This window comes from Tessaracoccus flavus (assembly GCF_001997295.1).
Classification (GTDB): Bacteria; Actinomycetota; Actinomycetes; order Propionibacteriales; family Propionibacteriaceae; genus Arachnia; species Arachnia flava.
Genome location: NZ_CP019605.1, coordinates 1,699,202 through 1,719,129 on the forward strand (window position 1 = coordinate 1,699,202; position 19,928 = coordinate 1,719,129).

Below are 19,928 nucleotides of genomic sequence, written 5' to 3' on the forward strand. Positions count from 1 at the left end.
CTCAGGCTCCAATCAGGTCGGCGGGGGCGGCCAGGTGGCCGACGATGGCGGTGGCGGCGGCGACCGCCGGGGAGACGAGGTGCGTGCGCCCGCCCTTGCCCTGGCGGCCCTCGAAGTTGCGGTTCGACGTCGACGCGGCACGTTCGCCCGGCGCGAGCTGGTCGGGGTTCATGCCGAGGCACATCGAGCACCCGGCCGCGCGCCACTCGGCGCCGAAGTCGAGGAACACCTGATCCAGGCCCTCGGTCTCGGCCTGCAGCCGGACGCGCGCCGAGCCGGGCACCACGAGCATGCGCACGCCGTCGGCGATGCGCTGGCCCTGCAGCACGGAGGCCGCCAGGCGAAGGTCCTCGATGCGGCCGTTGGTGCACGAGCCGAGGAAGACGGTGTCCACCTTGATGTCGCGCATCGGCGTGCCGGGCACCAGGTCCATGTACTCGAGGGCGCGGCGGGCCGTGGCCTGCTCGACCTCGGAGTCGAAGTCTTCCGGCGCGGGGACCGCCGCACCCAGCGGCACGCCGTGGCCGGGGTTGGTGCCCCAGGTGACGAAGGGGGTGAGTTGGGTGGCGTCGATGTCCACCTCGACGTCGAACGTCGCGTCGTCGTCGGTCTTCAGCGTCCGCCAGTACTCGACGGCGGCGTCCCAATCCTCACCCTCGGGCGCGTGCGGGCGGCCCTTGAGGTAGGCGAACGTCGTCTCGTCGGGGGCGATCATGCCGGCCTTGGCGCCCCACTCGATCGACATGTTGCAGATCGTCATGCGGCCCTCCATGGAGAGCTGCTCGATGGTGGTGCCTCGGTACTCGACGATGTGGCCCTGGCCGCCGCCGGTGCCCACCTTCGCGATGAGCGCAAGCACGACGTCCTTGGCGGTGACGCCGTCGGGCAGATCGCCGTTGATGTTGACGGCCATGGTCTTCGGCTTGGCCTGGTTGAGCGTCTGGGTGGCGAGCACGTGCTCGACCTCGGAGGTGCCGATGCCGAACGCCAGCGCGCCGAACGCGCCGTGCGTGGAGGTGTGGGAGTCGCCGCAGACGATCGTCATGCCGGGCTGCGTGACGCCCAGTTGGGGGCCGATGATGTGGACGACACCCTGGTCGCGATCACCCAGCGAGTGGATGCGGATGCCGAAGTCCTTCGCGTTCTGGCGCAGGGTGTCGACCTGCTTCCGCGAGACGGGGTCGGCGATCGGGGCGAGGATGTTGAGCGTGGGGGTGTTGTGGTCCTCCGTCGCCAGCGTCAGCTCGGGGCGACGCACCTGGCGGCCGGCGAGCCGCAGCCCCTCGAACGCCTGCGGGCTGGTGACCTCGTGCACGAGGTGCAGGTCGATGTAGAGCAGGTCGGGCTCCCCCTCGACGGAGCGCACGACATGCGCGTCCCAGACCTTCTCGCTCAGGGTCTTCCCCATGGGTCCTCACTTCTTTCAAAGCATCGTGTTCGTAGGGCTCAAGTATGGCGACGGCGGCCGTCGGTCAGAGTTTGCATGTCCACATAGTGGATTGATAATCTCACCATATGGACGACTCAAGTGGTGTTGGAGTACTCGACAAAGCAGCGGCGGTGCTGTCCGCCCTGGAACGCAATCCGCTCACCCTCGCGGGCCTCGTAACGGCCACCGGACTGGCGCGGCCGACGGCCCACCGGCTCGCGGTCGCCCTCGAGCACCACCGGTACGTGGGACGCGACCTGCAGGGCAGGTTCGTGCTGGGCCCCCGACTCATCGAGCTGGCCGAATCCGCGGGCGAGGACCCGCTGCTCGCGACCGCCGGCCCGATCCTCAACCGACTCCGCGACATCACCGGCGAATCGGTGCAGCTGTTCCGCCGCCAGGGCGATACTCGCATCTGCGTGGCCTCCGTCGAGCGCCCAACAGGTCTCCGCGACAGCGTCCAGGTGGGCGCACAGCTGTCGATGACGGCCGGGTCGGCCGCACAGGTGCTGCTGGCCTGGGAGGAGCCGGACAAGCTGGAGAAACTGCTGGAGTCGGCGTCGTTCACGATGTCGACGCTCAACACGGTCCGACGTCGCGGCTGGGCCCAGTCGGTCGCGGAACGTGAGGCGGGCGTCGCGTCGGTGTCGGCCCCCGTGCTGGCGCCGTCGGGCAAGCTGATCGCGGCAGTGTCGGTGTCGGGCCCGATCGAGCGTCTGACTCGATCCCCCGGCCGCCTGCACGCCCCCGCCGTCCTCGCCGCGGCCGAGCGGTTGAGCGAGGTGCTGCGTCGCAGCGGCGCCCCTGAGTGACTCCGGAAACGAAGAAACCCCCGGCCGTGTGGCTGGGGGTTTTCTCGTCTGGTAGCCCCGACGGGATTCGAACCCGCGCTACCGCCTTGAGAGGGCGGCGTACTAGGCCGCTATACAACGGGGCCCTAGAGCGTTGGAGAGCTTAACAGCTTTCCTGCGTGGACGACTAATCGTCTTCCGCAGGGGTACCAGGACTCGAACCTGAACTAACGGAACCAGAAACCGTCGGGCTGCCAATTACCCCATACCCCTCTGATGACCGGCGCACCGGGCACGTCGCAGAACATTACACCACCGCCCCCGACCCCCACAAACCGGCCTCCCCCTGTCCCGGCGGGCTGGTGGGGGGTGGAGAGAGGGGCGGACTTGAGCAAATGAGATGGGTCGCGGTAAGCAAACGCTGTTATCCCGGCGTGTCGCAGCGTTGACCCATCTCACTTGCTCAACTCCCACCCCGACGGACGCCCCACAGAGCGTCACCTGGTCCTGGTGCTCAGCCAGGTCCCAGCGGAGGTAGTCCGAGTTGTTGACGGCGGGTCGCGAGCAGACCGGGGAGCACCTTCCCAATGTCCGACGCGGTCTCCGCCGTGAAGTGCACCATGAGCCAGCCGACGGCGGCGAGGTCCGCGTCGCGTGCCCGCCCCCGCTCGAACGCGTCCCGGGAGGAAGGGAACTCAAACCCGTCCAGTTCGACGCCCACCTTCTCCTCCAAGAACGCTGCGTCGATGTAGTAATGCGTCTGGCCGACGTCAACGCGATGATTGGACCTCCACCCCGTCAACCCGGCTTCGCGAAGGTGGCGGTGCGCCTCCCGCTCAAGGTGCGACCACGGCGCAGACGCCGTCTCGGCCAGGATCTCGCGACGCCGACGGTTGCCCCGCCGCCGTGGAGTCAACGCCATGGCCTTCTGCAGTTGCTCCACCGTCACCGCACGCCGTCGGAGAGCGAGGTACACGACGTCGGCGTCGAACTCGGGAATGAGGTCTAAGACGGTGAGAGCCGGCGCCGTCAGCCAACACCCCTGGTGCTTCGTCAACAGCGGCGGCGGAATCAGCCGCTGCTCTACCACAAGGTCATAGCCGGGCTCGACGGCTCGGGGGCAGGCCAGCCTCCACGTCGAGGGGCACTCCACCTCCGGCCACCAAGTCAACGCAGCCGCGTGATGCCTGGTCACGACGAGGTCGTCGCCGTACGCGCGGACCGCCTGCAACTTGCCGTCGAGGGTGTCCGCCGCCCCCACCTTGCCGTAGACGCCCGGCAGCAGCCGCTCCAACTGTCCTCGGTGCGCATAGGAGTTCAGCGCCCGGGCCTTCCACCTTGTCGCACGTGCCGCCATAACCCCGTCGCGAGTCATCTCATGAATGAACGGATCCATGCCCGCACTGTCGGCGGTGACCCCCTCGATATCGCGTCCGAGGGTCTTGCTGTGGATAACTTGAGCAAGTGAGATGGGTCAACGAAATCAAACGCTGTTACACCGGCGTGTCGCGATGTTGACCCATCTCATTTGCTCAACCAAACCCCCTCGGCCCCAGCCGACGAGGGCTAGGGGGTGGCGGCGGCCATGCGGAGGCGTCGGGCGAGGAGGATGGCGAGCAGCGCGACCGTCAGGAAGCCGAGGATGTCCCACCCGGCGTCGGCCCAGGAGAGCGCCGTGATCGCACGGAGTTCGGCCACCGAGGTGGTGAACATCGCGTATGCGTAGGCCGCAATGTTGTTGACCACATGCGCTGCGATCCCCGCCTCGAGGCCCCCCGTCACGACGACGAGGGCGCCGGCGATCAGACCGAACGCGAGCCGGTGCGCGAACAGGGCCGGGTTCTGCACGCCGTGGAGCAGCGCGAACAGCACCGCAGAGCCGACGACGCCCACCCACGTGCGGCCGCTGGCAGATCCGATCGCCTGCAGCAGGTAGCCGCGGAAGAAGACCTCCTCGGCGGCCGTCTGCAGCGGGGACGTGACGGCCACCACCAGGAGGAACGTCAGCCAGCCGTCCTGCCCGCCGTGGAAGACCGGGGCTCCCTTCGCGAGGAACGACAGCCACAGCACGCCGTTGAGCGCCAGCGCAGCCACCACCAGCATGATCGCCAGGTAGCGCCACCGGAGGCCGGGCTGCACCGAGAACAGCCAGCGCGGACGCACCCCGTGGATGTAGCGCACGATGAGGATCGACACCGGGATGAGGAGCGCCAGGGCTAAGTGGCCAGCCGCCGGACCCTCGGCCAATTCGTAGGCGCCCGCCTGCTGGCGGTAAGCCGCGTAGTCCCCTCCCCCGCGCACCAGATGCGCCACGCGCAGCACCAGCTCGGAGAACAACGGCACCAGCAGCGCGAAGGCGCTGAACGCGACGAGGATGCCGAACACCGCCTGGAACGGCGACGACCCGCGCAGCCGGAGCGCGAGCGGGTACGTCAGGCCCGACGGCGGATCGCTCGGGGCACCCGTCGCGATCAGCTGCGGCTCTTGGCTCACGCCTTGTCGACGGGGTTGCTCAACGTGCCCAGCCCGTCGATGTCGATGTTGACCTCGTCACCCGGGCGGATCAGGCCGACGCCCTCCGGGGTGCCGGTGAGGATGAGGTCGCCCGGAAGCAGGGTGGTGAACGCCGAGATGTAAGAGACGAGCTCCGCGACCCCGCGGATCATGTGCGAGGTGTTGGAGTCCTGCTTGAGTTCGCCGTTGACGTGGCTCTGCAGCGACAGGCGGCCCGCCTCGTCGGGGGTCAGGTGCGTGTTGATCCACGGCCCGATGGGGCAGAACGTGTCGGCGCCCTTCGCGCGGGCCCACTGGCCGTCGGACTGCTGCCAGTTGCGGCAGGTGACGTCGTTGGCGATGGTGTAGCCGAAGATGACGTCGGCAGCACGCTCGACCGGCACCTCCTTGCAGATGCGGCCGATGACGATGGCCAGCTCGCCCTCGAAGTGCACCTCGTCGGCGCCGTCGGGGAGAAGGATGGTGTCGGTCGGACCGATGACCGACGTGTTGGGCTTGAAGAACAGCAGCGGCTCGGCGGGCACCTCGTTGCCGAGCTCGGCGGCGTGCGCGGCGTAGTTACGCCCGACGCCGACCACCTTCGAGCGCGGGATCACCGGCGCGAGGAGACGCACGTCGTCGAGGTCGTGGCGCTCCCCGGTGTAGTTGACGGCGACGCCGGCCAGCGGGTCGCTCGTCAGCGCCGCGATGGTGTCGGGATGCTCCCCGCCGTCGACGGCGAGTTCAATGATTCCGTACGTGGGGTCCTGGCCAGCCTTGGCGAATCGAGCAATGCGCATGGCCCAAGACTAGTGGCCGACGGCGTGGCCACGCACCGCGATGGAACCCTCCGTCTGCCTGTGCCGATCGGGCGTGATGTGGGCAGGGCGAGCGGTTGGGTTACGAGCCCTTCGATACGCGGTCGCTCGTTCCTCGCGGCCGCTACTCAGGGAAACGTGCGCCCGAACGCCAACGAGAAAGTGGACAAAGCCAACCGATAGCCGGAAACGCCAACCGACAAGGCCTTTCGCCGATAAGAGTCATCGACGCCCGTGAGGTATCAGGGGCGTCGATGATTCTCGTAGGCGTCGCGGGATGCCGGTTGGCGTTTCCGCCTGGCAGTTGGCGATTGGGGCTACCGGTTGGCGTTTCGGACGACGTGGGCCTAGTCAGTGGACTCCTCACGAGCCCTTCGATACGCGCTCGCTCGTTCCTCGCGGGCGCTACTCAGGGAAACGTCAGAACCACGCCGTCGCTCGTTCCTCGCGGGCGCTACTCAGGGAAACGCCCGGACCACGCCGTCGCTCGTTCCTCGCGGGCGCTACTCAGGGAAACGTCAGAACCACGCCGTCGCTCGTTCCTCGCGGGCGCTACTCAGGGAAACGTCAGAACCACGCCGTCGGTCGCTCCTCGCGGCCGCTACCCAGGGAAACGTCAGAGGTCGGGCTAGAGGACGTGGGTGATGAGGCCGTAGGCCAGCGAGTCCATCAGGGCCTCCCAGGAGGCCTCGATGACGTTGGTGCCCACGCCGACGGTCGTCCACGTGAACTCCTTGTAGGACGTGTCGATGAGCGTGCGGACGGAGGCGTCGGTGCCGTGGCCCTCGTCGAGGATGCGCACGCGGTAGTCGGTGAGCTCGAACTCCCCCACCTCCGGGAACGGCACCTTCAGCGCGTCGCGCAGGGCGCCGTCGAGCGCGTTGACCGGGCCGTTGCCCTCGCCTACCACCATGTGGCGCTCGCCCTTCGCGGTCAGCTTGACCGTGGCTTCGGAGATGTTGATGCCGTCGCGCTCCTCGGTGAAGACCCGCCACGAGTGCACCTCGAACGGCAGCTCCAGCACGCCCAGCTGATCGCGCAGCAGCATCTCGAAGCTCGCGTCGGCCGACTCGTAGGAGTAGCCCTCCATCTCGCGCGCCTTGACGGTCTCGGTGATGCGGGCGGCCAGCTCGCGGTCGCCGAGGTCGAAGCCCAGCTGCTCGCCCTTGATCTGGATGTTCGCGCGCCCGGCCATGTCGGAGATGAGCATCCGCATGTCATTGCCCACCAGGGAGGGGTCGATGTGCTGGTAAAGGTTCTCGTCCACCTTGATCGCAGACGCGTGCAGCCCGGCCTTGTGCGCGAAGCTCGACGCCCCCACGTACGGCTGGCGACCGAGCAGCGGCTGGTGCGCCACCAGCGCGATCGCATGCGCGACGCGGGTGAGGTCGGCCAGCTGGTCGGCCGGCAGGATGTCCCAGCCGTACTTCAGCTGCAGGTTGGGGATGAGCGCGGAGAGGTCGGCGTTGCCGGTGCGCTCCCCGTAGCCGTTGAACGTCCCCTGCACGTGCATGACGCCGGCCTCGACGGCGGCCAGGGTGTTGGCCACCGCGCAGGCCGTGTCGTTGTGGCAGTGGATGCCGAGGTTCGCGCCGGTGGCGGCGGCCGCCTCGACCACCTCACCCATCCAGCTCGGCAGCATGCCGCCGTTGGTGTCGCAGAGGACAACCACCTCGGCGCCGGCGTCGTGGGCGGTCTGCACCACCTGGATGGCGTACTCCGGGTTGGCGCGGTAGCCGTCGAAGAAGTGCTCGCAGTCGACGAACACGTGGCGGCCCTGGCTCTTGAGGTACTGCACGGTGTCGGTGATCATCTCGAGGTTCTCCTCGAGCGTGGTGCGCAGCGCACGGTGCACATGCTCGTCGTGGCTCTTGGCGACGATGCAGATGTACTCGGTGTCGGCGTCGACCAGCGCGCGGGTCAGAGCATCCTCCGACGCCTTCGCGCCCGCCTTGCGTGTGGCGCCGAACGCGACCAGCTTGGACCGCTTCAGCCCCAGCTCCTTCGCCTTGACGAAGAACTCGGTGTCGTTCGGGTTGGCGCCCGGCCAGCCGCCCTCGATGAAGGTGACGCCCAGCTCGTCGAGGTAGCACGCAATCTTGAGCTTGTCGGCCACGGACAGGTGCAGACCCTCCTGCTGCGCGCCGTCGCGCAGGGAGGTGTCGAAGACGTGGAACTCGGCGGGGCGCGTTGGGAGCGTCGGCATTGAGATCTCCAGACGGGTGGGGGGGCGGTCTCGCCCGAACAATACCCCGGGCCGACCCTCCCGCCGCCGGCTGTTTATCAGGCGGTTGCCAACCGCGTCTCATCCCCTGGACCGCGGCACGGACACCGGGGCAGCCGCGACCGTCGCTCCCGTAGGGTGCAGCGCATGACTTCCAGCAACATTGCGGTGATCGGCGGCGACGGGATCGGCCCCGAGGTGACCGCCGAGGCGCTCAAGGCGCTGACGGCCGTCGCAGGCGCCGACGCCTTCAACTTCGTCCACTACGACCTCGGCGCCGAGCGCTGGCAGCGCACCGGCGAGGTGCTGCCCGACTCGGTCCTCGATGAGCTGAAGGGCGTCGACGCGATCGTGCTGGGCGCCGTCGGCGCCGCCCCCGGCTCCAAGGCGATCCCGAGCGGGCTATTGGAGCGCGGGCTCCTGCTGAAGCTCCGCTTCGCGTTCGATCACGCGGTCAACCTGCGCCCCTCGAAGCTCTACCCCGGCGTGCCCACTCCCCTGGCCCCGCGCATCGTCGACGGCAAGACCGTCGACTTCGTCGTCGTCCGGGAGGGCACCGAGGGCCTCTACTGCGGCAACGGCGGCGCCGTGCGCGTCGGCACCCCGCACGAACTCGCCACCGAGGTGTCGGTCAACACCGCCTACGGCGTCGAACGCGTCGTCCGCGACGCCTACCGCCGCGCCCAGGCGCGCCGCGGCCACCTCACGCTACTGCACAAGCACAACGTGCTGGTCAACGCCGGCAGCCTGTGGAACCGCATCTTCACCGAGGTCGGTCAGGAGTTCCCCGACGTCGAGCAGAAGTACCTGCACATCGACGCCGCGATGATCGCGCTGGTCGTCGACCCCAGCCAGTTCGACGTCATCGTCACCGACAACCTGTTCGGCGACATCGTCACCGACCTCGCGGCAGCAGTGACAGGCGGCATCGGCCTGGCCGCGTCGGCCAACATCAACCCGACCGGTGAGTACCCGTCGATGTTCGAGCCCGTCCACGGCTCGGCCCCCGACATCGCTGGCCAGGGCATCGCCGACCCCACCGCCGCCATCTCCTCGATGGCGCTGCTGCTCGACCACCTCGGCAAGCCCGAGCTCGCCAAGCGGATCGACGACGCGGTGACCGCCGACATCGAAGCCCGCGGCTCCGAGAAGCTCGGCACTGTGGAGATCGGCGACAGGATCGCCGCCCGGCTCGCCTGAACCGGGATCTCCCGACAGGAGGGTCAGAGAAGCTCCGTCAGCTCCCCTGAGGCGAGGGCGTGCGCGGCTTCCCGTGCCTCGTCCGGGGAGTCGGCGGCCCGAGCGGCCTCGGCCATCCGCCGGCAGTCAGCTGCCGTGTGGAGGGAGAGGGCGTAGCGGACCATGGGCACCCGTTGGGGGGCCATGGAGAGACTCGCCACACCGAGGCCCGCGAGGACCAGCGCCATGAGCGGATCGCCGGCGGATTCCCCGCAGACCCCGACGGGTTTCCCGGCGACGCGCCCGCCCTCACAGGCGACGGCGACCATGTCCAGCACGGCCGGTTGCCACGGGTCGAGCAGGTCGGACAGCTCCCCCACCATGCGGTCGGCGGCCATCGTGTACTGCGCAAGGTCGTTCGTGCCCAGGCTGGCGAAGTCGGTCACCTTAAGGATGTGCTGCGCGCGCAGCGCGGACGACGGCACCTCCATCATCACGCCCGCCGTGGGCAGTCCGGCGTCGTGGGCGCGACGGGTGAACCAGGCCGCTTCACTCGTGGTGGCCACCATCGGGGCCATCACCTTCACGTCCGCGCCGGTCTCGGCGGCGGCGAGAGCCAAGGCCGCCAGTTGGTCGTCGAGCAGGTCCTCGCGCTCCCGCATCAGCCGCAGGCCCCGACGCCCCAACGCCGGGTTCGGCTCCGGCCCGAGGTCGGCGAACGCCAGCGGCTTGTCGGCGCCCGCGTCCAGGGTGCGCACCGTGACGGGACGCTCCCCGAACGGCGCGAGGATCCGGACGTACTCGGCCGCCTGCTGCTCCACGGTGGGGGCGGTGCTGGCCGACAGGTGGAGGAACTCGGTGCGGAACAGCCCGACGCCCTCGACGTCGGTCGCGCCGGCCAGTTCAGCGTCTGCGACGTTGCCGATATTGGCCAGCAGCATGACGGGGTGACCGTCGCTGGTCTGGCCCGGCCCCGTCAGCGTGGCGACCCGCTCCCGCGCGCGGGCCTTCTCGGCCCTGACCGCGAGCCAGGCGTCGTCGGGGTCGACGACCAGTTCTCCGCTATCGCCGTCGATGCCGACGCGTGTCCCGTCGGTGAGCGACAGGGCACCCTGGGCCTGCACGATCGCGGGGATCCCCCGCTGCGACGCCAGGATCGCGGTGTGGCTGGTCCGCCCCCCGGCCTCGGTGACGATGCCCACCACCAGCGCGGGATCCATCATGGCGGTGTCGGCCGGGGCCAGGTCGTGGGCGATGACCACGCTAGGTTCGGTGAGCTCCGGCACCCCGGGCATCGGGCGGTCGAGCAGCACCGCCTCGGCGCGACGCCCCACATCCAGCAGGTCCGTGACCCGTTCCGCGAAGTAGCCCCCCAGCTCCTCGAACTGGGCGGCGTAGCCCTCCACCGCGGCGTGCAGCGCATGCGCTGGGCCCTGACTGCGCAGGTTCTCCTCGACGGCGTCGAGCAGACCCGGGTCGCGGGCGATGGCCGCTGCGGCGCCCAGCATCTCGGCGGCGTCACCGCTGAGGGAGGCTGCGGTGGCGTCGAGCTTGGCCGCCACCGTCTCCAGCGCGTCCCCGACCCGGGCGAGGTCGCCGGCGGGATCGGCCGAGGCCGCCTCGTCGGGCAGCGGTTCCGGCAGGGAGACCACGGCCACGACGCCCACCGCGGACCCGCCGCTGACGCCCACGCCCGTCAGTGGGGCGACGACGTGCGCGCCGGGCATCTCAACGCTGTTGGTCATCTTCCCGAGTGTAACCACCGGCTGTGACCCGCGGGCCGCAGCGTGGTTCCGACGACAGGCGTTCAAACGAAGATCCGCGAGCGATACTGACTGTGTGGACACCGCCTACCCCATCCGCACCGACCGCCTGCTCCTGCGACCCCTGCGCACTGAGGACGTGGACGTCATCGTGGCCTACCGCAACCACCCCGCCGTCAGCGCGCTGCAGGATTGGGAGCTGCCCGTCACGCGGGATCGCGTGGAGCGACAGGTGGCCGAGACGTGGGTGGACTTGGAGCCCGGGGATTCACGCAACATCGGCATCGAATTCGACGGCGAGCTCATCGGCGACGTCTACGTCGGTCTCGACGAGCACAACCGGCCAGGTGAGGATGGGGTCGCGGAGATCGGCTTCACCCTCCGGCCCGAGTACCAGGGGAAGGGCTGCGCCACCGAGGCCGCCGCAGCGGTGGTGGACGACCTCGTATCGCGGCTCGGCTGCCACCGCATCGTCGCGCAGCTCTCGCCGCAGAACGACGCGTCGAAGCGGGTGCTGGAGCGGCTGGGCATGCGGCCAGAGTCGCTGGCGCCGAAGTCGTACTGGTGGCGCGGGCAGTGGGACGACAACCTCGTCTACGCCATGAGCGCCGACGACTGGCTGGACCGCGGTGCTCAGCGCCGTCTTCCGACCGATTCACCCTGAGAAAACGTATCGCGACCGTCATGTAGGGGCTGGCACATCGTTTCTTCAGGATGAACAAACGGCCCGGCCATCCGCGCCGGACATGGCGGGCCATTCGACGCGCCACCGTGGGTCAGGGAAGGCTGTTTCCCAGGTGAGGGGGTCGGGGTGAGCCCCGAAACGCCAACGCAGAGACCGAAACGCCAACGTGGATCGGAACTCGCCGACGATAACCGTCGACGCCCCTGATATCTCGGGGGCGTCGATGGGTTCCGGGGGCGTGTGGTTGTGGTCGTTGGCGTTCCGGTGAAACCGTTGGCGTTCCGGTGAAACCGTTGGCGTTGCGGTGGAACCGTTGGCGTTGCGGTCTCTGCGTTGGCGTTCCGGTGAAACCGTCGGCTCAAGGCTGACCTCCAGGTGAGGGAACGTGGAGGAGACCAAAGCGCCCCCACCGATTACTCGGTGGGGGCGCCTCTCAACGCTTGGATCAGCGGGCGGCGGAACCCTCGACGTAGTCGGTGTCGTCGGTCTTGACCCAGCTCATGAGCTTGCGCAGCTCGCGGCCGGTCTCCTCGATCGGGTGCGCCTCACCCTTGGCGCGGAGCTCCTTGAACTCCGGCGCGCCAGCGTCCTGGTCGTCGATGAAGCGCTTGGCGAACGCACCGTTCTGGACGTCGGTGAGGACGGCCTTCATGTTCTCCTTGACGCGCTCGTCGATGACGCGCGGGCCGGAGACGTAGTCGCCGTACTCAGCGGTGTCCGACACGCTCCAGCGCTGCTTGGCGATGCCACCTTCGTACATGAGGTCGACGATCAGCTTCAGCTCGTGCAGGCACTCGAAGTAGGCCACCTCGGGCTGGTAGCCAGCCTCGACGAGGGTCTCGAAGCCCGCCTGGACCAGCGCCGACGCACCGCCACACAGGACGGCCTGCTCGCCGAACAGGTCGGTCTCGGTCTCCTCGGTGAACGTCGTCTTGATACCCCCGGCGCGCAGCGCGCCGATGGCCTTGGCGTAGCTCAGCGCCAGCGGCCAGGCGTTGCCGGTCTCGTCCTTCTCGACGGCGATGATCGCGGGCACGCCGCGTCCGTTCGCGTACTCGCGGCGCACCAGGTGGCCGGGGCCCTTCGGCGCGACCATGCAGACATCGACGCCCTCCGGCGGAGTGATGTAGCCGAAACGGATGTTGAAGCCGTGCGCGAAGAACAGCGCGTCGCCCTTGGTCAGGTGCGGCTCGATCTCTTCGGCGTAGACCTTGCGCTGGACCTGGTCGGGGGCGAGGATCATGATGAGGTCGGCTTCCTCGACGGCCTCGGCCACCGGCAGCACCCGCAGGCCCTCGGCCTCGGCCTTGGCGGCCGACGACGAGCCCGGGCGAAGCCCGACGCGGACGTCGACGCCCGAGTCACGCAGGTTCAGCGCGTGCGCGTGGCCCTGCGAGCCGTAGCCGATGACGGCGACGCTGCGACCCTGGATGATCGACAGGTCGGCGTCGTTGTCGTAAAACATTTCTGCCATGAAAGGGTTCTCCTAGTTGGGTTTCTACTTGGACTTCTCGGCCAGGACCTTGGCGCCGCGCCCCAGCGCGACCTGCCCCGACTGAACGAGTTCGATGACGCCGTGGGGCGTGAGCATCTCCAGCAGCGCCGTCAGCTTCTCCTGGCTGCCGGTGGCCTCGATGGTGATGGTGTCGGCCGACACGTCGACGGCCTTCCCGCGGAACAGGCTGACCACGTCGATGACCTGGCTGCGGGTGCCGACGTCGGCACGCACCTTGACCAGCATCATCTCCCGCAGCACCGCGCTGGGGCCGAGCTCCAGCACCTTGCGCACCTCGATGAGCTTGTTGAGCTGCTTGACGATCTGCTCGAGCGCGGCGTCGTCCTCCACCTGAGCCACGACTGTCATGCGCGACACCTGGTCGCGCTCCGTGGGGCCGACGGCGAGGCTCTGGATGTTGAATCCGCGCCGCGAGAACAGCGCCGCGATGCGGGTCAGGACGCCTGGCTTGTTGGAGACCAGGATCGACAGGGTGTGGGTGTTCACAGCACTTCCTCTTCCCATTCGGGGGCCATGTTGCGGGCCACGATGATCTCGTCGTTGCTGACGCCGGCGGGCACCATCGGCCACACCATCGCGTCCTTGTGCACGACGAACTCGACGACGACCGGGCGGTCGTTGATCTCGAGCGCCTGCTGGATGGCAGCCTCCATCTCCACCTCGTTGGTGGCGCGGAGCCCGACGCAGCCCATGGCTTCAGCGAGCATCGGGAAGTTGGGCAGCGACTCGGTCATGAGATCGGTGTTGGAGTAGCGGCCCTCGTAGAAGAGGGACTGCCACTGGCGCACCATGCCCAGCGCGTGGTTGTTGATGACTGCGATCTTGATCGGGATGTTGTTGATCGCACAGGTGACCAGCTCCTGGTTGGTCATCTGGAAGCAGCCGTCGCCGTCGATGCCCCAGACCGTGGCATCCGGGTTGGCGACCTTCGCCCCCATCGCGGCCGGCACGCAGAACCCCATGGTCCCGGCGCCGCCGGAGTTGAGCCACACGTTCGGGTGCTCGTGCGGCAGGAAGTGCGCGGCCCACATCTGGTGCTGACCCACCCCGGTGACGTAGATCGAGTCGCTGGGGCTCAGCTGCCCGATCCGCTGGACCACCTCCTGGGGCGACAGGCGACCGTCGGGCGCCTCCTCCCAGCGCGGCTGGTACCGAGCCTTCATCGACGTCAACTGCCTGCGCCAGGCGTCTGCCTCGGGAGCCGGGTAGGCCTCGATGGCCTCATTCAGCTGCCGCAGCGTCTCCTTGACGTCACCGACGATCGGGATGTCGACCGGCTTGTTCTTGCCGATCTCGGCCGGGTCGATGTCGGCGTGGATGATCTTGGCGCCGGTGGCGAAGCTGTCGAGCTTTCCGGTGACGCGGTCGTCGAAGCGCGTGCCGAGAGCGATAAGCAGGTCCGACTTCTGCAGGGCGCCGACGGCGGCGACGGTGCCGTGCATGCCGGGCATGCCCATGTTCAGCTCGTGGCTGTCGGGGAAGACTCCGCGCGCCATCAGCGTCGTGACGACGGGGATGTGGGTCTTCTCGACGAACTCGGCGAGCTCGGCCGACGCGCGGGCGCTCATCACGCCGCCGCCGACGTAGAGCACCGGGCGCTTGGACTCGGAGATCATCTTGGCCGCGGCCCGGATCTGCCGCGAGTGCGGGCGGATCGTCGGCTTGTAGCCGGGCAGGTCGAGCTCGGTCGGCCAGATGAACGGCGCGGTGGCGACGAGGGCGTCTTTCGCGATGTCGACGAGCACCGGACCCGGGCGACCCGTGCCGGCGATGTGGAACGCCTCTTGGATCGCCAGCGGGATGTCGCGCACGTCCTTGATGAGGAAGCTGTGCTTCGTGATCGGCATCGTGATGCCCCGGATGTCAGCCTCCTGGAACGCGTCGGTGCCGATCGCGTGGCTGTTGACCTGGCCGGTGATCGCCACGAGCGGCGTGGAGTCCATGTAGGCGTTGGCGATGGGGGTCACGAGGTTGGTCGCCCCCGGGCCGGACGTCGCGATGCAGACGCCGACGCGGCCAGAGCTCATCGCGTAGCCCTCAGCGGCGTGGCCCGCGCCCTGCTCGTGGCGCACCAGGATGTGGCGGATCTTCGAGTCGTAGAGCGGGTCGTAGGCAGGCAGAATCGCGCCGCCGGGGATCCCGAACGCTACATCGACACCCATCCGTTCGAGCGACTCGACGAGTGCCTGGGCTCCCGTCATGACCTGACCGTCTTTGTCTGTCATGGCCCACTCCCTTCCGTAGATGCTGGCCCCTGATTCCAAGAAAAAACCCCCGCTGCCCGATGGGGCACACGAGGGAGCGCTTCGGAGAAAATTACCGAAAGCGCTTAGGGAATTACGAGCTGGCTGCTGGGCATGGGTCAACCTTCGCCGTTGACGCGCCCGCTGTCAAGCAACGCGCAACCGCGTTCCGACATATAAGACGGCGGGCCGGGTGTTATACCCGGCCCGCCGTCTGGTGACGTCTGCGTCAGTGGCGCACAGCCGCGCCGTCGGCCACGTACTCGCGGTTGCGGATCGTGGTCAGTGCCCAGCCGATGAGGCCGAGGATCAGACCCAGGCCCATGACGAGCGCCGACACGCCGTAGGCGATGACGGAGCTGAACAGCGACGAACGAAGGAAGGAGGCGTTCATCATCGTCGCGCGCTGAGCCTGGTACTCCTCCGCCTTGGCCTCGTCGCCAGCCTCGCGTGCTTCGTTAGCCAGCGTGCCAAGCGTGGCGTACGTTTCGCCGCCGGAACCTTCAAGTGCGTGCACGTTGATGATGTCCGCCTGGGCGTAGGCGCTCAGCGGGCCGCCGACCTTCTCGCCGGCGTAGGCGCCGCCCATGAACTCCGAGTCGCCGGGAACCGTGATGTTCTCGGCCTTGAGCTGCGAGGTGACGACACCCCACGTGATGGCGCCGGCCACGATCATGATGAGCCCGGCGATGATCGACACGATGCCGACGATTTTGGTGGCCTTCATTAGAGGACCCTTTCCGTTTGCGTAGGACGCGTCCACGTCCTCTTGGGATACCACACTAGGGTTAGGTATTCCTACCCTTACCAGGGGGTGGTATTACCCTCTACGACAGCGTGTCATATTATGCGCGGATTTTCTCCCGCACGTCGTCCAGATCCGCAATGACCTCGGCCTTCATGTTGCCGACTCCGGGGTTGCTCGCCCAACGCGGCAGCACATGCACGTGGGCGTGGAACACTTCCTGCCCCGACGCGGCACCCGCGTTCGACACGACGTTGCAGGCATCCGCGCCTAACTTGTCGATCAACAGCCGACCCACCCGCGCGACTGCGGGCGCGATCTCGGCGAGCACGTCGTCGTCGGCGAGGACATCGGCGATGTGGCGCTTGGGGACGACGAGAGTGTGGCCCTCCTGCCAGGGCGAGATGTCGAGGAACGCGAACGCCACCTCATCCTCGTAGACCTTCTTCGACGGTATCTCCCCCGCGGCGATCTTGCAGAACAGACAGTCCATGGCTCCTCCTAGCGGACCTCGAAACCTGCGGTGCGCAGGCCGTCCTTGACTTCAGCGACGGTGAGGCTCTGGTAGTGGAAGACGCTCGCCGCAAGCACCGCGTCGGCGCCAGCCCTGGCCGCCTCGACGAAGTGCTCGACGGTGCCCGCCCCGCCCGAGGCGATGAGGGGCACGTCCACCACCTGCCGCACTGCGGTCAGCATCTCGATGTCGAAGCCATCGGTGGTGCCGTCGGCGTCCATCGAGTTGAGGAGGATCTCCCCGACCCCGCGGTCGCAGGCCTCGCGTGCCCACTCGATCGCGTCGACGCCGGCCGACCGGCGGCCGCCGTGCGTCGTGACGCCGAACCCCGACGGCATACCGGGCTCGCGACGGGCGTCGACCGACAGTACGAGCACCTGGTTGCCGAAGACCCGGGCGATCTCGTCGATGACGCCCGGCCGGGCCAGCGCGCCGGTGTTGATGCCCACTTTGTCGGCCCCGGCCCGGAGCAGCAGGTCGACGTCGGAGACCTCGCGCACCCCACCGCCGACGGTCAACGGGATGAAGACGGTCTCGGCGCAGCGCGCGACCATCTCGCGCGTGGTGGCGCGTCCGTCGGAGGAGGCGGAGATGTCGAGGAACGTCAGTTCGTCGGCGCCGTCGGCGGAGTACTTGGCGGCCAGCTCGACGGGGTCCCCGGCGTCGCGGAGGTTCGTGAAGTTGACGCCCTTGACCACCCTGCCGTCGTGGACGTCCAGGCAGGGGATCACTCTCAACGCAACGGCCATGCGTGCCAGGCTATCTGGTCAGTCCTCGGTCAGGTCCGCTGCGACCACCCCGCGGCGCATCGAGTCGGCCACCTGATGGCAGGTCCGGCGCAGGTCGCCGGGGCCGACCGCTGTGGCGAGCTGGCCAGCAAGGTCCACTACCTGGCGCACCCAGCGCACGAAGTCGCCCGCCGACATGTCGCTGGTCGCCAGCACCTTGGACAGCTCCTGACCGCTGGCCCACCGCCACGCGGCCTCGGCGAAGCCGATATCGGGCTCGCGGCCCCGGTCGCGTTTGTGGGCGCGCTCCAGCTGGCCCACCTCGCGCCAGATCGCCCGCAGCTCGGACTGGGCGCGCTCCGACGCCGGGTCGGGCATGCGGGGCGGGATCGCGCCACGCGTCGGGCGCGACTCGTAGAGCAGCGTCGAGAGGACAGCCGCCAGCTGCGGCGGGGTGAGGCCCGCGAAGACGTCGCGGCGGACGCATTCTGCGGCCACGAGATCCAGCTCGTTGTAGATGCGGCGCAGCATCCGGCCGGCGTCGGTCAGTTCGTCGCCGTCGAGGTAGCCGAGGTCCTCGAGGACCGCCAGCACGCGGTCGAACTGCACGGCCAGCGAGTTGGCGCGCCCCGTCACCTGCTCCTCGGTGCGCCGTGCCTCCCGCTCCAGCCTGATGACCCGCGCCGCCTCCACGGCGTGCAGCTCGCGGTCCGGGCACTGGTGGCAGGGATGGGCCGTGAGTTCCGCGCGGAGCGCCTTGATCTCCCGCGCGACGGACTCGTCGGTGACCTCCTCGGTGTCGGGAACCTCGGGATCGACCTGGTCGAGCTTGTTCGACATGGCGCTAAGCAGGGACCTGCGGTCACGCCGGTCGCGGACGGAGAAGTCCCGCGGCACCCGGACGCGTCCCACAGGCTTGAGTGGCTCGCGGAGGTCGTAGGGCTGCAGCTTCAAGACGGTGTGATCGCCCGAGATGATCTGCGCCCACGGCTCGCCCCCGCGGTGGGTCTTCTGCCCCACGTTCAGCACGACCGACCAGCCCTGCCGCGGTACGAAGACGATGTCTCCCGCCATGAGCTCGGTCAGGCTGCGCCCAAGCGACTCCTGACGCTGCGCCTTGCGCGCCTTCGACGTCTCGGCCTCGAGTCTGGAGACCTCGTCGCGGAGGCGGGCGTACTCCATGAAGTCGCCCAGGTGGCACTCGACCGCCTCACTGGCGGCGGCCAGATCAGCCTGCAGTTGCCGTCCGACGCGGGAGGCGGTGACCACCGACTTGTCGGTCTGGAACTGCGCGAACGACTGGTTGAGCAGCTCACGTGCGCGGTCCCGGCCGAGCGTGGCCATGAGGTTGACGGCCATGTTGTACGTGGGCGCGAAGCTCGAGCGCAACGGGTAGGTGCGCCGCGACGCCAGACCGGCGACCGCCCGCGGATCCATGCCCGACTGCCACAGCACGACGGCGTGGCCCTCGACGTCGATGCCGCGGCGGCCCGCGCGCCCCGTCAGCTGGGTGTACTCCCCCGGCGTGATGTCGACGTGGCTCTCGCCGTTGTACTTGACGAGCTTCTCGATGACGACGGTGCGGGCGGGCATGTTGATGCCGAGCGCCAGTGTTTCGGTGGCGAAGACCAGTTTGAGCGCGCCGGTGGAGAACCCCTCCTCGACAATCGCCTTGAACGCGGGCAGCTGCCCGGCGTGGTGGGCTGCGACCCCCGCCATCAACGCATCGCGGAAGTCCTCGAACTTCAGCGCTGCGAGGTCGGCCTGGCTGAGGCCGAGCACGTGGCGATCGGCGATGTCGCCGAGAAGGGCGGCCTCCGCGCGGTTGGTCAGCGTGATGCCGGCCTCGTATACCTGCCGCACGGCGGCGTCGCAGCCGACGCGGGAGAAGATGAAGCAGATCGCGGGGAGCAGCTCGGCACGGTCGAGCACGACAGCCACCTCGCCGCGGCTGGTGGGGCGGGTCTTGAAGCGTCCGTGCGCCGCGTCGCCGTACTGGCCCGAACCCTGCCCGTGGTGCTGCTTGCCGCGCCCCGACCGGCCCCGCGGTCGACGGGCGTCGTCGCGCACGCGGGTGGCCTCGCCCTTGCTGACGCGCAGCAGTTCTTTGTTGACCTTCGCGGCGCGCTCGGCGGGCATCTCCTGCGCGGTCGGCGCCACACCCTCAAACAGGTCGATGAGCTTGCGACCGACCAGGACGTGCTGGAACAGCGGCACCGGGCGACGCTCGGAGACCACGACGGAGAACTCCCCGCGGACGGCGCGGAGCCAGTCGCCGAAGTCCTCGACGTTGCTCACCGTCGCGGAGAGGGCGACGATCTGCACGGACTCGGCCAGCCCCAGGATGACTTCTTCCCACACGGGGCCCCTGAACCGGTCGGCCAGGTAGTGCACCTCGTCCATGACGACGAAACCGAGGTTGCCCAGCGTGGGCGACCCGGCGTAGATCATGTTGCGCAGCACCTCGGTGGTCATGACGACGATCTGCGCCTCGGAGTTGACCGATACGTCACCGGTCAGCAGGCCGACGCGTTCGGGTCCGTAGCGCTCGACGAGGTCGTGATACTTCTGATTCGACAGCGCCTTGATCGGCGTGGTGTAGAAGCACTTGCGGTGCTGCTCGACGGCGAGGTAGACGGCGAACTCCCCCACCACCGTCTTGCCGGCTCCGGTCGGCGCGGCGACGAGCACCCCGCGGCCCTCGGCCAGCTCGTGGCACCCGTTGAGCTGATACTCGTCGAGTCCGAAGGGGTAGAGCTTGGCGAACTCCAGCACAGCGTCGTCGGTAGTCACCCAGCCA

At 68.6% G+C, this 19,928-nt stretch carries 16 protein-coding genes and 2 tRNA genes; 3 read left to right on the forward strand and 15 right to left on the reverse strand.

Features of this window, described 5'->3' with window-relative positions; translation table 11 throughout:
- Nucleotide 1: 1 nt before the first annotated feature.
- Nucleotides 2-1,408, reverse strand: a complete 1,407-nt coding sequence (leuC, locus tag RPIT_RS07835; protein WP_077342104.1) for a 3-isopropylmalate dehydratase large subunit — start codon at nt 1,406-1,408, stop codon at nt 2-4.
- A gap of 107 nt (nt 1,409-1,515) precedes the next feature.
- Here leuC and RPIT_RS07840 point away from each other — a divergent pair, with 107 nt between their 5' ends.
- Nucleotides 1,516-2,241, forward strand: a complete 726-nt coding sequence (locus RPIT_RS07840; RefSeq protein WP_077342106.1) for an IclR family transcriptional regulator — start codon at nt 1,516-1,518, stop codon at nt 2,239-2,241.
- Nucleotides 2,242-2,290: 49 nt separating this feature from the next.
- Here RPIT_RS07840 and RPIT_RS07845 read toward each other — a convergent pair.
- The 6 genes from RPIT_RS07845 to cimA all read right to left on the reverse strand — a co-directional run bounded on the left by RPIT_RS07845 (nt 2,291) and on the right by cimA (nt 7,737).
- Nucleotides 2,291-2,366 (reverse strand) — tRNA-Glu (locus RPIT_RS07845).
- Nucleotides 2,367-2,421: 55 nt separating this feature from the next.
- Nucleotides 2,422-2,493: transfer RNA gene (locus RPIT_RS07850), tRNA-Gln, on the reverse strand.
- A gap of 241 nt (nt 2,494-2,734) precedes the next feature.
- Complete coding sequence (locus RPIT_RS07855) at nt 2,735-3,616, reverse strand: endonuclease domain-containing protein (RefSeq protein WP_077342108.1); 882 nt, start codon at nt 3,614-3,616, stop codon at nt 2,735-2,737.
- Nucleotides 3,617-3,786: 170 nt separating this feature from the next.
- A complete protein-coding gene (locus RPIT_RS07860) occupies nt 3,787-4,713 on the reverse strand; it encodes a CPBP family intramembrane glutamic endopeptidase (protein WP_077342110.1) in 927 nt (308 codons plus the stop codon).
- Nucleotides 4,710-5,513, reverse strand: coding sequence for a fumarylacetoacetate hydrolase family protein (locus RPIT_RS07865; protein ID WP_077342112.1), 804 nt, complete (start codon nt 5,511-5,513; stop codon nt 4,710-4,712). The genes RPIT_RS07860 and RPIT_RS07865 overlap by 4 nt, the downstream gene beginning before the upstream one ends.
- Before the next feature lie 646 nt (nt 5,514-6,159).
- Nucleotides 6,160-7,737 (reverse strand): citramalate synthase, encoded by a 1,578-nt coding sequence (gene cimA, locus RPIT_RS07870; RefSeq protein ID WP_077342114.1) that lies wholly within the window; start codon nt 7,735-7,737, stop codon nt 6,160-6,162.
- A gap of 165 nt (nt 7,738-7,902) precedes the next feature.
- Between cimA and RPIT_RS07875 the strand changes: the two genes are divergently transcribed.
- Nucleotides 7,903-8,955: a 3-isopropylmalate dehydrogenase gene (locus RPIT_RS07875; protein WP_077342116.1), complete on the forward strand. Its 1,053-nt coding sequence runs from the start codon at nt 7,903-7,905 to the stop codon at nt 8,953-8,955.
- A gap of 23 nt (nt 8,956-8,978) precedes the next feature.
- Here the strand turns inward: RPIT_RS07875 and ptsP are convergent, their stop codons facing one another.
- Nucleotides 8,979-10,679, reverse strand: a complete 1,701-nt coding sequence (gene ptsP, locus RPIT_RS07880; protein ID WP_226996229.1) for a phosphoenolpyruvate--protein phosphotransferase — start codon at nt 10,677-10,679, stop codon at nt 8,979-8,981.
- Nucleotides 10,680-10,773: 94 nt separating this feature from the next.
- On the opposite strand from ptsP, the gene RPIT_RS07885 reads away from it, so the two are divergent.
- On the forward strand, nt 10,774-11,361 hold the full coding sequence (locus RPIT_RS07885) for a GNAT family N-acetyltransferase (RefSeq protein WP_162274518.1): 588 nt from the start codon (nt 10,774-10,776) through the stop codon (nt 11,359-11,361).
- Between the two features lie 466 nt (nt 11,362-11,827).
- Here RPIT_RS07885 and ilvC read toward each other — a convergent pair whose 3' ends face one another.
- The 7 genes from ilvC to RPIT_RS07920 form a co-directional block, all read right to left on the reverse strand.
- Complete coding sequence (gene ilvC / locus RPIT_RS07890) at nt 11,828-12,856, reverse strand: ketol-acid reductoisomerase (protein WP_077342118.1); 1,029 nt, start codon at nt 12,854-12,856, stop codon at nt 11,828-11,830.
- A gap of 24 nt (nt 12,857-12,880) precedes the next feature.
- Complete coding sequence (gene ilvN / locus RPIT_RS07895; RefSeq protein WP_077342120.1) at nt 12,881-13,384, reverse strand: acetolactate synthase small subunit; 504 nt, start codon at nt 13,382-13,384, stop codon at nt 12,881-12,883.
- On the reverse strand, nt 13,381-15,123 hold the full coding sequence (locus tag RPIT_RS07900; protein ID WP_077342122.1) for an acetolactate synthase large subunit: 1,743 nt from the start codon (nt 15,121-15,123) through the stop codon (nt 13,381-13,383). Before RPIT_RS07900 ends, ilvN begins: the two co-directional genes overlap by 4 nt.
- Before the next feature lie 247 nt (nt 15,124-15,370).
- Complete coding sequence (locus RPIT_RS07905; protein ID WP_077342124.1) at nt 15,371-15,868, reverse strand: hypothetical protein; 498 nt, start codon at nt 15,866-15,868, stop codon at nt 15,371-15,373.
- A 118-nt stretch (nt 15,869-15,986) separates the two neighbouring features.
- A complete protein-coding gene (locus RPIT_RS07910) occupies nt 15,987-16,379 on the reverse strand; it encodes an HIT family protein (protein WP_077342126.1) in 393 nt (130 codons plus the stop codon).
- 8 nt (nt 16,380-16,387) lie between these two features.
- Nucleotides 16,388-17,149, reverse strand: a complete 762-nt coding sequence (gene hisF, locus RPIT_RS07915) for an imidazole glycerol phosphate synthase subunit HisF (RefSeq protein ID WP_077342128.1) — start codon at nt 17,147-17,149, stop codon at nt 16,388-16,390.
- Between the two features lie 18 nt (nt 17,150-17,167).
- On the reverse strand, nt 17,168-19,921 hold the full coding sequence (locus RPIT_RS07920) for a DEAD/DEAH box helicase (RefSeq protein ID WP_077342130.1): 2,754 nt from the start codon (nt 19,919-19,921) through the stop codon (nt 17,168-17,170).
- Nucleotides 19,922-19,928: the final 7 nt, after the last annotated feature.

Bases quoted from the DNA above. Each gene is read 5' to 3' on its own strand.
- leuC (WP_077342104.1), bottom strand. From the start codon at position 1,408: ATGGGGAAGACCCTGAGCGAGAAGGTCTGGGACGCGCATGTCGTGCGC.
- RPIT_RS07840 (WP_077342106.1), top strand. From the start codon at position 1,516: ATGGACGACTCAAGTGGTGTTGGAGTACTCGACAAAGCAGCGGCGGTG.
- RPIT_RS07855 (WP_077342108.1), bottom strand. From the start codon at position 3,616: ATGGATCCGTTCATTCATGAGATGACTCGCGACGGGGTTATGGCGGCA.
- RPIT_RS07865 (WP_077342112.1), bottom strand. From the start codon at position 5,513: ATGCGCATTGCTCGATTCGCCAAGGCTGGCCAGGACCCCACGTACGGA.
- cimA (WP_077342114.1), bottom strand. From the start codon at position 7,737: ATGCCGACGCTCCCAACGCGCCCCGCCGAGTTCCACGTCTTCGACACC.
- RPIT_RS07875 (WP_077342116.1), top strand. From the start codon at position 7,903: ATGACTTCCAGCAACATTGCGGTGATCGGCGGCGACGGGATCGGCCCC.
- ptsP (WP_226996229.1), bottom strand. From the start codon at position 10,679: ATGACCAACAGCGTTGAGATGCCCGGCGCGCACGTCGTCGCCCCACTG.
- ilvC (WP_077342118.1), bottom strand. From the start codon at position 12,856: ATGGCAGAAATGTTTTACGACAACGACGCCGACCTGTCGATCATCCAG.
- RPIT_RS07900 (WP_077342122.1), bottom strand. From the start codon at position 15,123: ATGACAGACAAAGACGGTCAGGTCATGACGGGAGCCCAGGCACTCGTC.
- RPIT_RS07905 (WP_077342124.1), bottom strand. From the start codon at position 15,868: ATGAAGGCCACCAAAATCGTCGGCATCGTGTCGATCATCGCCGGGCTC.
- RPIT_RS07910 (WP_077342126.1), bottom strand. From the start codon at position 16,379: ATGGACTGTCTGTTCTGCAAGATCGCCGCGGGGGAGATACCGTCGAAG.
- hisF (WP_077342128.1), bottom strand. From the start codon at position 17,149: ATGGCCGTTGCGTTGAGAGTGATCCCCTGCCTGGACGTCCACGACGGC.